We start from the raw sequence: 13,834 nt of genomic DNA, 5'->3' as shown, positions 1-13,834 counted from the left end.
CCGGACCGAAATCCCGGAACCCGCCTCCACCATGTCATCCGTACGTGTTCAATTGGATGCGTGCTGTTACGGATCGCGACTCCGGCCCGTAGCCGGACAGCCCTCCGTTTCCCCCTGAGCAGGAGGTACCATGCCCGGAGTGGCGATTGGAAACACAGGTCAGCGCCTGACGGAGTTGGAGGCCCATGCCTTCAAGACGAGCGCAGACCTGGCGTACATCAAGGAGACCCTGAATGATCTCCCTAAGATCGTCCGCGAGGAGGTCATGACCTACACCGCGCCGATGTTCGAAGAGATCATGAACAGGATGGCCACCAAGGAGGACCTCTCCGCTCTCTCCACCAAGGTCGACGGCCTGGACATCAAAGTCGACGGCCTGGAGACCAAGGTCGACGGCCTAGATGCCCGGATGGGGTCCATGGAAGGTCGTATGGGGTCCGTGGAAGGTCGTATGGGGTCCATGGAAGGTCGTATGGACTCCTTGGAAAGCAACATGAGCTCCATGAACGCCCGCATGGACTCCATGGAGGGCAAGCTGGATCTGATCCTGGCCAAGCTCAACTGACGGTGCGGATGTGGCCAGGCGCCTCCTGTCGGAAGGTGCCGGGCTCAGAGCCAGTCTCGGCGTTTGAACACCAGATACAGGGTGAGACAGACGCCCGCCATGAGCAGGACCGCGAAGGGATAGCCCCACGTCCAGTGGATCTCGGGCATCACGTCGAAGTTCATTCCGTAGATGGTGCCGACGAGGGTGGGGGCGAACAGGATGGCGGCCCAGGCGGAGATCTTCTTGACCTCCTCGTTCTGGGCGTTGCTCGCCTCGGTGAGCCTGGTCATGTGCTCGTTCTGGGCCTGGGCGACCATGGTCGAGTTGACCACGAGGATGTCGTGGAGCATCTGGCGGAAGCCGCTGACCCGCTCCGCGACGGTGATCGCGTGGTCGGCCACGTCCCGCAGGTATCTCTGCAGCTCCTCGTCCACCCCGTACTTGGCGGCCCCCGCGATGAAGCCCTCGATCATGCCCAGCAGCGGCTGGGTGGCCCGCTGGAACTCGATCACCTCGCGCGACAGCTCGTAGATGCGGCGGGAGACCCCGGGCTCGTTACCGAAGACCTGCACCTCGATCTCGTCGATGTCGTTCTGCAGACCGGCGACCACGGGGGCGTAGCCGTCCACCACCGCGTCGAGGATGGCGTAGAGCACCGCCTGCGGGCCCTGGCCGAGCAGGTCGGGGTCGTGCTGCATCCTGCGGCGAACCTGTGACAGGTCGGGGGCCTCGCTGTGCCGTACGGTGATCACGAAGTTCTGACCGACGAAGACGTGCAGCTCGCCGAAGTCGACCTCCTCGGCCTCGTCGAGATACCTGGCGGGGCGGAGCACCACGAACAGGGTGTCGCCGTAGCGGTCGGCCTTGGGCCGCTGGTGAGCGACGATGGCGTCCTCGACCGCCAGCTCGTGCAGGTCGAACTTCTCGGCGACGTCGAGGATGACGCTGTCCTCCGGCCGGTAGAAGCCGATCCAGGCCATGCTGTCCGGGGTGTTCTTCAGGCACTCGAAGGCGTCGGGAAGGGACTCGGGGGTGGCGGCGCGATGCCCGTTGACGTAGATCGCGTTGTCGATGACGCGTGAGCGGGGTGGGACCGGCAGCCCGTCACCGGCGGATCTGGGGTCCATCGAACGCTCGGGAGACTCCCGACCGGCGCCGGGACGCCCACGCATCAGGCTTCGCAGGCCCCGCACTCGCCGGTCGGTCACACGTGTCTCCTTATCGGGTGGTCATGAACTCTTGCAGCGACTGCATCGCGGTGTTGCGGATCTTGGCCCTGAGCATCGGGGTCCAGCCGAGGATGATCCCGGTCGGCAGGCCCATGGCCATCTTGGACCAGCGCCGCAGGTCGAAGTCGTCGTGGTGGCGAACGATAAGTCCGTCCTCGAAACGGAAGAGAGCGTCGATTTCATTGACGACCCTCCTGCCCGTCTTGCCGAAGGTGTAACTGGCGGTCCAGTGCGCGGTGCCCTCGTACTGGCGGACGGCGATGTCGCGGACCTCCACCCCGAGGTCGGTACTGCGGCCGAGCAGCATCCGCCACATCCCCATGACCTTGTCGCGTCCTTCGAGGTCCTGGAAGACGGGGTCCCCGAACGTGACGTCGGGGTGGTAACAGCGCTCCATCTCGTCGGCGTCACGGCGTGCGAAGGCGTCATAGAACGTCTTGATGAGCTCGGCGTTTCGGTCGTTCACGAGTCTCTCCCGATCATCAATGTCCTGCCGACCGAGTGTAGTGCGCCGAAAGGTCAAGGAGATTGTCCGCATTGTTCCAACACACCGCGCGGAGCCAGTCGTCGCCCAGGTCGAGCCTGTCCAGCGCGTGGAGCTGGTGGGCGTAGGGGTGGGGGATGTTGGGGAAGTCACTGCCGAGCAGGACCTTGCCGGCCAGCCCGAGGTCACGCAGGCGCGGCCGGAGACGCGCGGGGAACGGCATACCACGCTCGGCGAAGTCGGTGAAGGTCATCGTGGTGTCGAGCCGTACGTTCGGGAAGGTCTCGGCCAGCTCGAAGAACTCGTCGTACTCCGGCATGCCGAGGTGCGCCACGACCAGCGGCAGGGTGGGATGGCGCTCCAGTACCCCGCCGACCGGCACCGGCCCTGTACAGCGGCCGGGCAGCGGGATCGAGCTGGCGTGGACGACGACGGGAACGCCCCGCTCGGCCAGCAGCCCCCACACGTCGTCGATCTCCTCACACCTGGGGTCGAAGTCGCCGACCTGGAGGTGGACCTTGAAGATCCGCGCCCCACGGCCGAGCGCGTCCCGGACATAGCCAAGGACTCCAGGTTCGGGGTAGAAGGTGGCCGAGGGCAGACATTCCGCCGTACGGCGGGCGAAGTCGAGCGTCCATTCGTTGAGGCTCTCGGCCATGCCCGGCCGGTGCGCGTAGGCGAGGGCGGAGAAGGCCCGCACCCCGAGCGCCCGCAGCCGATCGACCCGCTCCTCGACGGGCAGCCGATAGTGGATCCGCCACCCTTTCCCCATCAGCGGACCGCCGTGCTCGAAGTGGTGCCAGACCCGGCGCTCCATGCGCTCGGGCAGGAAGTGGACGTGTACGTCCGCCAGGCCGGGCAGACCGAGCCCGCGCCACCAGGCGGGGACGCCGGCGTCCGCGAGTTCCGGAATCATGTTCTGCACGACCTCGACTTTATCGCCAGCACACCGGCAGTCGTGGGACGCTTTGCTCTCATGCCGCGAAGGAGAAGTGAGCGTTGTCCGACCTCTGGGTGACCCTGACCACGGCCCGTTCCGGGCCGCCCCCCTGGGTCGTGCTGCTGTCCGCGCTGGCCGCACTGGGCGTGGTGTCGTGGTCCACCTCGTGGCAGTTGTCGCGAGGTCTGATCACCATCGCCCACGAGGGCGGGCACGCACTGATGGCACTGCTCACCCGGCGCAAGCTGGAGGGCATCCGCCTGCACTCCGACACCTCCGGCGTGACCCTGACCAGGGGCAGGCCCCGCGGGCCCGGCATGATCCTGACCGCCGCCGCCGGATACGTCGCCCCGTCCCTGCTGGGGCTGGGCGGGGCGTGGCTGACCTCCTCCGGCTACGTGGAGGTGCTGATCGTAATAGTGATCGCGTTGCTGCTCTGCATGCTGCTGCTGATCCGCAACCTGTTCGGCGTGGTGAGCCTGCTGGCGACCGGGGGCGCGATCTCCGTCTTCACCTGGTACGCCGAGCCCGACATGGACGCCGTCCTCGCCTATCTGGCCGTGTGGTTCCTGCTGCTGGGGGGTGTGCGGCCGATCGTGGAGCTGCAGCGCAAGCGGCGTTACGGCCGGGCACCCGACTCCGACGCCGATCAGCTCGCCCGGCTGACCTTCCTGCCCGGCGGGTTCTGGGTGTTCCTCTTCCTGGTGGTCGCGGGCGCCTGCCTGGTGGCCGGTACCTATTTGCTGCTGCCTCCGGCGTTCAAGCTCTCCTGGTAAGCGCGCCCCCTCTGGACCGGCACAGGTGATTTCGCGGTGACGCACGGCGTGCGCCAGGAGAACCCCTGACCAGCGGCCACCCCTCTCGCCATCCAGTTTCTATCATCGCATTTTCCGCTCATTCATCATCATTATGTCCCAGCTCCAAACAAAGCGGCAATCCGCCCTTCTCGGTTGACATTTAACGCCTTTTTGAGTTTATTAGAAGGAATATCGTTTCCGCTGTGAGAGGCGCTTCATGCCACACCCCGCCTACCTCGTCGGAACGGCCGGGGCGGGCATCCTGCTGATCTCTCTGGGCGTCACGCTCGCCCTCACCCTGCGGATCAGGCGCCTGCGCGTCGAGCGGGAGCGCGCCCTCGCCAGGGCCTACGAGGGGTTCGCCCGCGACATGCACGACATCGTGGGGCACTGGCTCTGGCTGGCGTCCATCAAGGGAGAACTGGCCCACCGGCGGGCCGCCGGCGACGCACGCCTGCGCGAGGATCTGGAAGAGGTGCTCCAGGCGGTACGGCAGGCCGCGCACGCCGTACGGAACGTGTCCGCGGCCCGCCACCGGCTTTCGTTCCCCGGCGAGGCCGCCCGCGCCAGAGCGCTGATGGAGGGGTTCGGAGCCTACTGCTCGGTCCGGGTGGACACCGACGAGTTGCCCGAGCCCGTGAGCGCGGCGCTGGGCGCCGTGGTGCGCGAGGGCGTGACGAACATGCTGCGGCACAGCCAGGTGAAGCGGTGCGCGATCGAACTGGTCGAGCACGGCGGCCTGCTACGCCTGACCGTCGTCAACGACGGGGCACCCCGGCGGGAGGCGCCCTCCACCGGCGGCGACATCGGCAGCGGGGTGGGCAACCTCCGCCACCGCCTGGGCGAGCTGGGCGGCACGGTACAGGTGGCGGGCGGTGCGGACGGGTGGTTCACCCTGATAGCCGAGGTTCCCGGCAATTATTCCGAATAACCTTCACGTCTCTCACAAAAGCACAGGTAGCACCCACCTTCACGGTCGACACTGTGCGTTTCGCATATACGAGTGGTTTAGTTTGTAACTAGTGGTTTCTCGGGTTATCCGTAATTCTCTCTTCTGGAAGACAGCAGGGGAGAATGCCGTGGATGACCAGTATGAGCTTTATTGCCTGGCGGACCCGCTTTTTTACGACACGCTTGACGGCCGGCGGAGCGACCACCCCGATTTCGCGCTCGCGGCCCGGGAGGTCCCGGACGGCTGGCAGCACCAGGCGACCGACACCTGGATGCACTACGCGCCGCTCGCGGGCCGCATCCCCGCCCAGGGCTGGAAGATCCACGTCTCGGCCCGCGCCGAGGACGCCGAGCGCGCCCTGGAGACGGTCTGGGACTACTGCGTCCCCCGCGGCATCGCGTTCAAGTTCCTGCGCAGCCTGCCGGTCATGACCATGCTGAACTCCAAGGCCGCCCCCCGCGGCGCCAGCGGCAAACTCGTGACGATCTACCCGGTGGACGAGGCACAGCTGGAGCTCACCCTGAAGGAGCTCGACGAGCTGCTCGCCGGCGTCGAGGGGCCGTACATCCTCAGCGACCTCCGCTACGGCGAGGGCCCGCTCTTCGTACGGTACGGCGGGTTCGCCGCGCGGCGCTGCCTGGCCGGCAACGGCGAGCTGGTGCCGGCCATGGAGGACGGCGAGGGGCGGCTGGTCCCCGACGTGCGCGAGCCCTCCTTCGGAGTGCCGTCCTGGGTGACGCTGCCCGTCTTCCTCGAACCCCACCTGGCCGCCCGCAACGCGGTCACCACCGAGAGCCTGCCCTACCGGGTCGAGAGCGTCATGCAATTCTCCAACGGCGGCGGCGTCTACCTCGGCGAGGACCTGCGCACCGGGGAGCGGGTCGTGCTGAAGGAGGCCCGCCCGCACGCCGGCCTCGACGCCGCCGGCCGGGACGCCGTGGCACGGCTGGCACACGAGCGCGACATGCTGGAGCACCTGTCCGGGCTGGACGCGGTGCCCGCGCTGATCGACTACTTCACCCTGGGAGGCCACCACTTCCTGGTCGAGGAGTTCGTCGACGGCAACCCGCTCCAGCGGCAGCTCGTGCAGAGATACCCGCTGACCAGGGCCACCTGCGACGAGGCGGCCCTCGCCGAGTACACCGCCTGGGTGCTCGACACGCTTCCCAAGGTGCGGCGGGCGATCGAGTCCCTGCACGGACGCGGGGTGGTCTTCGGCGACCTGCACCCGAACAACATCCTGGTGACCGCGGACGGCCGCCTGGTGCTGATCGACTACGAGGTGGCGACCTTCAGCACCGATCGCGGCCGCGCGGCGCTCGCCCATCCGGCATTCGGCGCGCCGGCCGACCGGCAGGGCACGGACGTCGACCGCTACGCCCTCGCCTGCCTCTGCCTCGGCCTGTTCGCCCCCCAGCTCACGATCATGTTGCCGCTCGACCGCGCCAAGGTGGTCGACCTGGCCAGGCTCGTCACCGAGACCTTTCCCGTGCCGCCCGAGGTGATCGACGAGGCGGTCCTGACCGTCGCGGGCCCCGCTCCGGCGGCGGTCACACCGTTCCCGAGGCCGGGCCACGACGGCTGGCCCGAGCTCAGGGAGGCGATGACCCGGGCCATCCTGGCGAGTGCCACTCCCGACCGCGACGACCGGCTCTTCCCAGGCGACGTCGCCCAGTTCCAGCCCGGCGGGGGCGTCAACCTCGCGTACGGCGCCGCGGGCGTGCTCTACGCGCTGGCGGTGACCGGGGCCGAGCGCCTCCCGGCCCACGAGGACTGGCTGCGCCGCAGGGCGCTGGCCCCCGCTCCGGGGACCGGTGTCGGCTTCTACGACGGGCTGCACGGCGTGGCCTACGTCCTCGACCTGCTCGGGCACCGCCAGGACGCGATCGACACCGTCGACCTGTGCCTGCGCGAGAAGTGGGAGGCGCTGGAGCTGGGGCTGTTCGGCGGCCTGGCGGGCATGGGCCTGAACCTTCTCCATCTGGGCGTCACCACCGGCGAGCGGACCTTCGCCGACCTTGCCCTGCGGATCGTCGACATCTGCTCCGACAGGCTGGGCGGGCCCGACGACGTGCCGAAGATCAGCGGCGGCAGCCATCCCCGCGCCGGGCTGATGTACGGCTCCTCCGGGCCCGCCCTTCTCTTCCTGCACGCCTACGAGCGCACCGGCGACACGTCGCTGCTCGACCGGGCGGCCGTGGCACTCCGGCAGGACCTGCGGCGCTGCGTCACCGGCGAGGACGGAACCCTCCAGGTCAACCAGGGCTGGCGCACACTGCCCTACCTGGACGAGGGGTCCGTGGGCATCGGCATGGTGCTCGCCCGCTACCTGGCCCACCGCCACGACGCGGACCTCCGCACCGCGCTCGACGGCTGCCGGCTCGTCACCCGGGGACGGTACTTCGTGCAGTCCGGCCTGTTCACCGGCAGGAGCGGCGTGCTCGCCGCCCTCGGCTGGGGCCTGAGCCCCGAGGCCCCCCACACCGACCACCCAGACCTGGCCGCGCAGCTGCGCGGGCTCGGCTGGCACGCGCTGCCCCACGGCGGCGGGCTGGCCTTCCCCGGCGACCAGTTGCTCAGGCTCTCCATGGACTTCGCGACCGGCACGGCCGGAGTCCTGTTCGCGATGAGCGCCGTGCTGCACGACCGGCCGGCGTTCCTCCCCTTCATCGAGCCGCCCGGCGGCACGAACGCCCCTGCCTGGGCGTCCGCGCACGGACCCGCCGGGCGGTTTGGCTCCTGCGACTCACCGAAGGAGGTGTAACGACATGGTTCTTCTCGACCTGCAGTCCCTGGAAACCCCCGGTGGCGGCTCCGGCGGCGGCGGTGGCAGCACCCTCACCGTCCTGGGCTGCCAGTCCGGCCGGCCCAGCAACCTGAGCCTGCTGCTCTGCCACTAGTCCTCCCGTTCCACGAAAACCCAGAGAACCTAGAAACGGAGCCATTCCCATGGTCCTTCTCGACCTGCAGTCCCTGGAGACCCCCGGCGGCGGCCACGGCGGCGGCGGTGGCAGCACCCTCACCGTCCTGGGCTGCCAGTCCGGCCGGCCCAGCAACCTGAGCCTGCTGCTCTGCCACTAGTCCTCCCGTTCCACGAAAACCCAGAGAACCTAGAAACGGAGCCATTCCCATGGTCCTTCTCGACCTGCAGTCCCTGGAGACCCCCGGCGGCGGCCACGGCGGCGGTGGCGGCAGCACCCTCACCGTCCTGGGCTGCCAGTCCGGCCGGCCCAGCAACCTGAGCCTGCTGCTCTGCCACTAGTGAGACCCCGTGCCCGGGACGGCCAGCGACGGCGGCCGCCCCGGGCACACCCATTCCAGGAAGGAGGGACCGTGCGGGCAGCCGACCGGCTGGTGGCCGAGACCGTACGACGTGGCGGACCCTGGCTGGCCGTCCTCGCGGTCACCTCCGTGCTGGGCGCGTTCGCCCAGCTCGCGCTCCCGCTGGTGCTGGGCAGGACCGTCGACGAGCTCGTGGCCGGCGGCACGGACGCGGCGACCTGGCTCGGCACCTGCGCGGGCGTGGTGATCCTGACCGTGGCCTGCGACACCCTCGGCGTCTGGGCCTCGGGATCGAGCGGCGCGCGCTCCTCGGCCTGGCTCAGGGAACGGGTGGTGCGCGGCGTCCTCGGCATCGGGCCGGCGATCACCCGCCGGTTCCCCGAGGGGGACCTGGTCACCCGGATGGGCCTGAACACCGAGGAGATCGGGCACGTCCCCGAGTCGCTCGTCACCGGGGCGGCGCTGGTCATCCCCACCGCGGGCGGCATCGTGGCCCTCACCCTCATCGACCCCCTGCTGACCGCGACGCTGGTCGTCGGGCTCGTCCTCATCGCGCTCGTCCTGCGGGCCTTCCTCACCGTGAGCACCGCGATCGCGGGCGACTACCAGGCGGCGCAGGGCGACATCGCCGCCCGTCTCGTCGACGCGCTCGCCGGGGCCCGTACGATCGCCGCGGCCGGTACCGCCGATCGGGAGCGGGCGCGGGTGCTGACCGCGCTGCCCCTGCTGCGCAGGCATGCCATGGCCATGTGGCGGGCCAACGCGCGGGCCGGCGTGCAGGCCGGTGCCGTGGTCCCGCTGCTGGAGGTCGCCGTGCTCGGGGTGGGCGGGCTGCGACTGGCCGCCGGAGACCTCACGGCCGGCGAGTTGTACGCCGCCGCCCGCTACGTCGTGCTCGGCGCCGGCCTCGGCTCGGCGCTTGGCTACGTCGGCCGCCTGGCCCGGGCGCGGGCCGCCGCCGCCAGGGTGGACGAGCTGGTCGCCGAGAGCCCCCGGGCCTACGGCACACGGCCGCTGCCGCCGGGCCCCGGCACGCTGGAGCTCCGCGGCGTGGACGCGGGCGGCCTGCGCGAGCTGGACCTCGTCATCCCCGGCGGGCAGGCGGTGGCCGTGGTCGGCCGCTCAGGCGCCGGCAAGTCGCTGCTCGCCGCGGTCGCCGGACGGCTGGTGGACCCGCGCCACGGCACGGTCCACCTCGATGGCGTCCCGCTGCCGGAACTCTCCCGCGAGGCGCTCCGCAGGGCCGTCGGGTACGCCTTCGAGCGCCCGGTCCTGCTCGGCGACACCGTCGCCGCCGCGATCGCCCTGGGCACCGACACCCCCGCCCGTGCCCCCGGCACCGGTCGCCACGGCCGCCGCACCGGAGGCAGCCGGGTCGAACAACCAGGCGCGAACAGGGAGATCGTGCGGGCCGCCGCGCGGGCGGCCCGCGCCGACACCTTCGTCCGGCGCCTCCCGCTCGGATACGACACGCCACTACAGGAGGCGCCCATGTCCGGCGGTGAGCGGCAAAGGCTCGGCCTGGCCCGCGCCTTCGCGCAGGGGCGGCGCCTGCTCATCCTGGACGACGCCACCTCAAGCCTGGACACCGTCACCGAGCGCCAGGTCGCCCGGGCACTGTCCGGGGAGCTGCGCGACCGCACCCGTCTGATCGTGACCCACCGGGTGGCGACCGCCGCGACCGCCGACCGGGTGATCTGGCTGGACGGCGGCCGGGTACGCGCCTGCGGCAGCCACCATGCCCTCTGGGCCGACCCGGCCTACCGCGCCGTCTTCCAGGCGGGTGCCTCATGACCGCCACAGACCCGTACCGGCTCCGGGACGGCGCCGTCTTCCGGGAGGGCGCCCGGTGAAGCGGCCCATCCGGCGGGCGCTCACCAGGGACCCGTACCAGCTGGTCAGGCTCGCGGGCTGGTCCGTGGCGGAGACCGCGCCCGCGCTGGTCATCGGCCTGGCCATCGCACGGGCGATCGACGACGGCTTCGGCGCGGGACGCCCCGCGACCGGGTTCGCCTGGCTGGCCCTGCTCGGCGGTGCCTGGCTGCTGGCCGCCGTCGGCGCGCGTCAGGTGGTACTTGCCGTCGCCGCGATCGTGGAGCCGTTCCGCGAGGAACTGCTCGCGCATGTCGTCGACGACGCGCTGCGCCACTCGGCCGCCTCCGGGCAGGGGCCGGGGGCGGGAGCGGTGGCCCGCGCCAACCTCCAGGTCGAGCTGGCCCGTGACGCCTTCGCCTCGGTCATCACCGTGGTCAGGTCGTTCGCGTTCACCGTGGTGAGCGTGGTGCTCGGGCTGGCGACCCTCGTCCCCGGGGTGCTCGCGCTGGTGCTGCCGCCGTTCTGCGCGGGCCTCGTCCTCTTCTCACTGTCGCTGCGTGCCCTGGCCAGGCGGCAGCGGGACTTCATCCTGGCCGACGAGCGTACCGCCGAGGCGCTGGCCGGCATGGTGGGCGGGCTGCGCGACATCACCGCCTGCCGGGCCGAGGAGCGGGTCGCGGGTGACGTCGGCCTCCGGGTGACCGAGCAGGCCCGCGCGGCCAGGTCGCTGGCGCGGGTGACCGCGCTGCGCACCGCGTCGCTGGCGGTGGGCGGCTGGCTGCCGGTACTGCTGGTGCTGGCCGGGACCCCCTGGCTGCTCCGCGGGGGCGCGGGCGCCGGGGTGATCCTGGGCGCGCTGGCCTACGTCACCCAGTCGCTGGCGCCCGCGCTCGGCAACCTTGTGGAGGGGCTGGGGATCAACGGCGTCCGGCTCCGGGTGGCACTCGACCGGCTGCTGCGTGACGGCGACCCGCCCGTACGGGCACGCGGACGGCTCACGGCCGAGAGCGGAGGTGCCGAGCTGCGCGGCGTGACGTTCGCCTACGGCCCGCACGCCGAACCGGTGATCGACCGCCTCGACCTGTCGGTCCCCGAGGGGGACCACATCGCCGTGGTCGGGCCGAGCGGCATCGGCAAGTCCACCCTCGCCGCGCTGCTGACCGGCGTGCTGCTGCCGGGCTCCGGCCAGGTCGTGGTGGGCGGCGTGCCCGCCGACCGCCTCGATCCCGCCGACCGGGTGCTCATCCCCCAGCAGGCGTACGTCTTCCGCGGCTCCCTGCTGGAGAACCTGACCTACCTGTCCGACGCCCCGAAGGAGGCGGTGGACGAGGCCGTGGCCGCGGTCGGCCTGACGAACCTGGTGGCGCGGCTGGGCGGCTACTCCGCCGAGATCGACTCCGGCCTGCTCTCACCCGCCGAGCAGCAGTTGATCGCCCTGGCCCGCGCCTACCTGGCCCCGGCCCGGCTGGTGATCCTCGACGAGGCGACCTGCCATCTGGACCCGGCGGCCGAGGCCCGTGCGGAGCAGGCGTTCGCCCGCCGGGACGGCACGCTCCTGGTCATCGCCCACCGGCTGACCTCCGCCCTGCGGGCGCGGCGGATCCTCGTGATGGACGGCACCAGCGTCCGGCTGGGCACGCACGAGGAGATGCTCGCCGCCTCCCCGCTCTACGCCGACCTGGCCGGACAGTGGAATCCGTCGAGCAGACAGGAGCTGGTGCCTTGACTCTCCCTGAAGCCAGAGCCCTGGGTGTCCACGCCGAAGGAGATTCGATGATCTATCCTCCCGCCGAGCGGCAACCGGTCGTCGACCGCCTGCACGGCCACCTGGTGCCCGACCCGTACCGCTGGCTGGAAGACGCGGACAGCCCGGAGACGCGGGGCTGGATGTCCGCCCAGGAGGAGCTGTGGCGCGGCCACGCCGCCGCGCTGCCCGGGCGCGACCTGTGGCACGCGCGGGTGGCCGCGCTGACCGGCGCCGGGATGGCCGGCGTGCCGATGTGGCGCGGTGGGAGCCGGTTCCTGCTGCGCCGTACGGCCGACCAGGAGCACGCGGTCCTCTATCGCACCGGCCCCGACGGGGTCGAGGAGGCGCTGATCGACCCGGTGGAGCTGGACCCGAGCGGGCTGACCACGCTCGACCACTGGCAGCCCGACTCGGACGGCCGGCTGGTGGCCTACCAGCTCTCCACGCACGGCGACGAGCACTCGGAGCTGCGGGTGATGGACGTCGCCACCCGGCGGGTGGTCGACGGCCCGATCGACCGCTGCCGGTACGCGCCGGTGGCGTGGCTGCCCGACGGTAAGGCGTTCTTCTACGTCCGCGCCCGCCAGGTCCGCCTGCACCGGCTCGGCACCCCGGCCGAGGACGATGCCGTGATCATGGGCGAGGACCGCTCCTACGGGCTGGGGATCAGCTACAACGGGCGCTGGCTGACCGTCTCGGCGGCGGCGGACGACGGCAACGACCTCTGGCTGGCCGACCTGTCCACCTCCTCCCCCGAGCGCCCTGACCTGCGGGTCGTCCAGCGGGCGGCGGGCGCGGTGACGATGCCCGCGGTCGGCCGCGACGGGCGCCTGTACCTGCTCACCACCCTGGACGCGCCACGGGGACGGCTCTGCGTGGCCGACCCCGCGCGGCCTGGCACCGAGCACTGGATCGAGCTGGTCGGCGAGGACCGGCAGGCGGTGATCGGCGAGTTCGCGATCGCCGGACAGACGCTGCTCGTCGGCTGGACCCGGCACGCGGTCGGCGAGATCAGCGTCCACGACCTGGCGACCGGGGAGCGGCGCGGCCTGGTGCCGCTGCCGGGGCTCGGCTCGGCCGGCGCGATGTCCACCCGCCCCGAGGGCGGCCACGAGGTCTGGTTCGCCTACACCGACAGCGTCACTCCGCCGAGCGTGCACCGCTATGACACCCGTACCGGGCAGACCTCGCTGTGGAGCGCCGCGCCCGGCGCGGTGCAGGTGCCGGAGCTGGAGGCCCGGCAGGTGGTCTTCGCCTCGGCGGACGGCACCCCGGTGCGGATGGTCGTGCTGGCACGGCCCGGCTCGGGCCCCCGGCCCACGATCCTGTACGGCTACGGCGGCTTCGGGCTCTCGCTCACCCCCTCGTACTCCGGCTACATCCTGCCCTGGGTCGAGGCCGGCGGGGTGTTCGCCCTCGCCCAGCTGCGCGGCGGCGGCGAGGAGGGCGCCGCCTGGCACCGCGACGGCATGCTGGAGCGCAAGCAGAACGTCTTCGACGACTTCGCGGCGGCGGCCGAGGCGCTCGTCTCCGGCGGCTGGACCACTCCCGCGCAGCTGGGCGCCTGCGGCGAGTCCAACGGCGGGCTGCTGGTCGGCGCCGCGCTGACCCAGCGCCCCGACCTGTTCGCCGCCGCGGTCTGCTCGGCACCGCTGCTCGACATGGTCCGCTACGAACGCTCGGGGCTCGGCCCGGCCTGGCGTTCGGAGTACGGCTCGGCCGACGACCCCGAGCAGCTGGGCCGGCTGCTGGGCTACTCCCCCTACCACCGCGTCACCGAGGGCGTCGACTACCCGGCGACCCTGCTGACCACCTTCGGCGGCGACTCCCGCGTCGATCCCCTGCACGCGCGCAAGATGTGCGCGGCCCTGCAGTGGGCGACCTCGGGCTCACGGCCGATCCTGCTCCGCCACGAGGGGGACGTCGGCCACGGCTCCCGCGCAACCGGCCGCGCAATCGCCCTGGCCGCCGACATGCTCACCTTCCTCGCCGCTCACACCGGCCTGAACCTCCATACGTGAAGCCGGGACCGGCAAAGTGA

Annotated in this window: 13 protein-coding genes; 10 read left to right on the top strand and 3 right to left on the bottom strand. The window is 71.3% G+C overall.

The window, feature by feature from the left end; translation table 11 throughout:
* The first annotated feature begins 130 nt into the window (after positions 1-130).
* The gene (locus ABT061_RS14905; RefSeq protein WP_350916775.1) at positions 131-565 is read left to right on the top strand and encodes a hypothetical protein; all 435 of its coding nucleotides are present in this window, start codon (positions 131-133) and stop codon (positions 563-565) included.
* A 44-nt stretch (positions 566-609) separates the two neighbouring features.
* Here the strand turns inward: ABT061_RS14905 and ABT061_RS14900 are convergent, their stop codons facing one another.
* Genes ABT061_RS14900 through ABT061_RS14890 form a run of 3 tightly spaced genes read right to left on the bottom strand, consistent with a single transcriptional unit; the run spans position 610 to position 3,176 of the window.
* Positions 610-1,755, bottom strand: a complete 1,146-nt coding sequence (locus tag ABT061_RS14900; RefSeq protein WP_350916772.1) for a magnesium and cobalt transport protein CorA — start codon at positions 1,753-1,755, stop codon at positions 610-612.
* Positions 1,756-1,765: 10 nt separating this feature from the next.
* Positions 1,766-2,242, bottom strand: a complete 477-nt coding sequence (locus tag ABT061_RS14895; RefSeq protein ID WP_350916769.1) for a nuclear transport factor 2 family protein — start codon at positions 2,240-2,242, stop codon at positions 1,766-1,768.
* 16 nt (positions 2,243-2,258) lie between these two features.
* Positions 2,259-3,176 carry an amidohydrolase family protein gene (locus ABT061_RS14890; RefSeq protein WP_350916889.1) on the bottom strand — a complete coding sequence of 306 codons (918 nt, stop codon included), beginning with the start codon at positions 3,174-3,176 and terminating at the stop codon, positions 2,259-2,261.
* Between the two features lie 83 nt (positions 3,177-3,259).
* Between ABT061_RS14890 and ABT061_RS14885 the strand changes: the two genes are divergently transcribed.
* The 9 genes from ABT061_RS14885 (at position 3,260) to ABT061_RS14845 (ending at position 13,814) form a co-directional block, all read left to right on the top strand.
* Positions 3,260-3,976 (top strand): M50 family metallopeptidase, encoded by a 717-nt coding sequence (locus ABT061_RS14885; RefSeq protein ID WP_350916766.1) that lies wholly within the window; start codon positions 3,260-3,262, stop codon positions 3,974-3,976.
* Between the two features lie 238 nt (positions 3,977-4,214).
* Positions 4,215-4,928: a sensor histidine kinase gene (locus ABT061_RS14880; RefSeq protein ID WP_350916763.1), complete on the top strand. Its 714-nt coding sequence runs from the start codon at positions 4,215-4,217 to the stop codon at positions 4,926-4,928.
* Between the two features lie 148 nt (positions 4,929-5,076).
* On the top strand, positions 5,077-7,713 hold the full coding sequence (gene lanKC, locus ABT061_RS14875; protein WP_350916760.1) for a class III lanthionine synthetase LanKC: 2,637 nt from the start codon (positions 5,077-5,079) through the stop codon (positions 7,711-7,713).
* 4 nt (positions 7,714-7,717) lie between these two features.
* Positions 7,718-7,849 (top strand): SapB/AmfS family lanthipeptide, encoded by a 132-nt coding sequence (locus ABT061_RS14870; RefSeq protein WP_350916758.1) that lies wholly within the window; start codon positions 7,718-7,720, stop codon positions 7,847-7,849.
* A 49-nt stretch (positions 7,850-7,898) separates the two neighbouring features.
* On the top strand, positions 7,899-8,030 hold the full coding sequence (locus tag ABT061_RS14865) for a SapB/AmfS family lanthipeptide (protein ID WP_326641550.1): 132 nt from the start codon (positions 7,899-7,901) through the stop codon (positions 8,028-8,030).
* Positions 8,031-8,079: 49 nt separating this feature from the next.
* Complete coding sequence (locus tag ABT061_RS14860; protein ID WP_326641550.1) at positions 8,080-8,211, top strand: SapB/AmfS family lanthipeptide; 132 nt, start codon at positions 8,080-8,082, stop codon at positions 8,209-8,211.
* A 71-nt stretch (positions 8,212-8,282) separates the two neighbouring features.
* Complete coding sequence (locus ABT061_RS14855; RefSeq protein ID WP_350916754.1) at positions 8,283-10,025, top strand: ABC transporter ATP-binding protein; 1,743 nt, start codon at positions 8,283-8,285, stop codon at positions 10,023-10,025.
* Between the two features lie 55 nt (positions 10,026-10,080).
* Positions 10,081-11,772: an ATP-binding cassette domain-containing protein gene (locus tag ABT061_RS14850; protein ID WP_350916751.1), complete on the top strand. Its 1,692-nt coding sequence runs from the start codon at positions 10,081-10,083 to the stop codon at positions 11,770-11,772.
* A gap of 47 nt (positions 11,773-11,819) precedes the next feature.
* Positions 11,820-13,814 (top strand): prolyl oligopeptidase family serine peptidase, encoded by a 1,995-nt coding sequence (locus ABT061_RS14845; RefSeq protein WP_350916748.1) that lies wholly within the window; start codon positions 11,820-11,822, stop codon positions 13,812-13,814.
* Positions 13,815-13,834 lie beyond the last annotated feature (20 nt).

This window comes from Streptosporangium sp. NPDC002544, from assembly GCF_040295965.1.
GTDB lineage: Bacteria > Actinomycetota > Actinomycetes > Streptosporangiales > Streptosporangiaceae > Streptosporangium.
The sequence above is the reverse complement of the archived record's forward strand: the minus strand, read 5'-3'. Positions and strand labels throughout refer to the sequence as shown.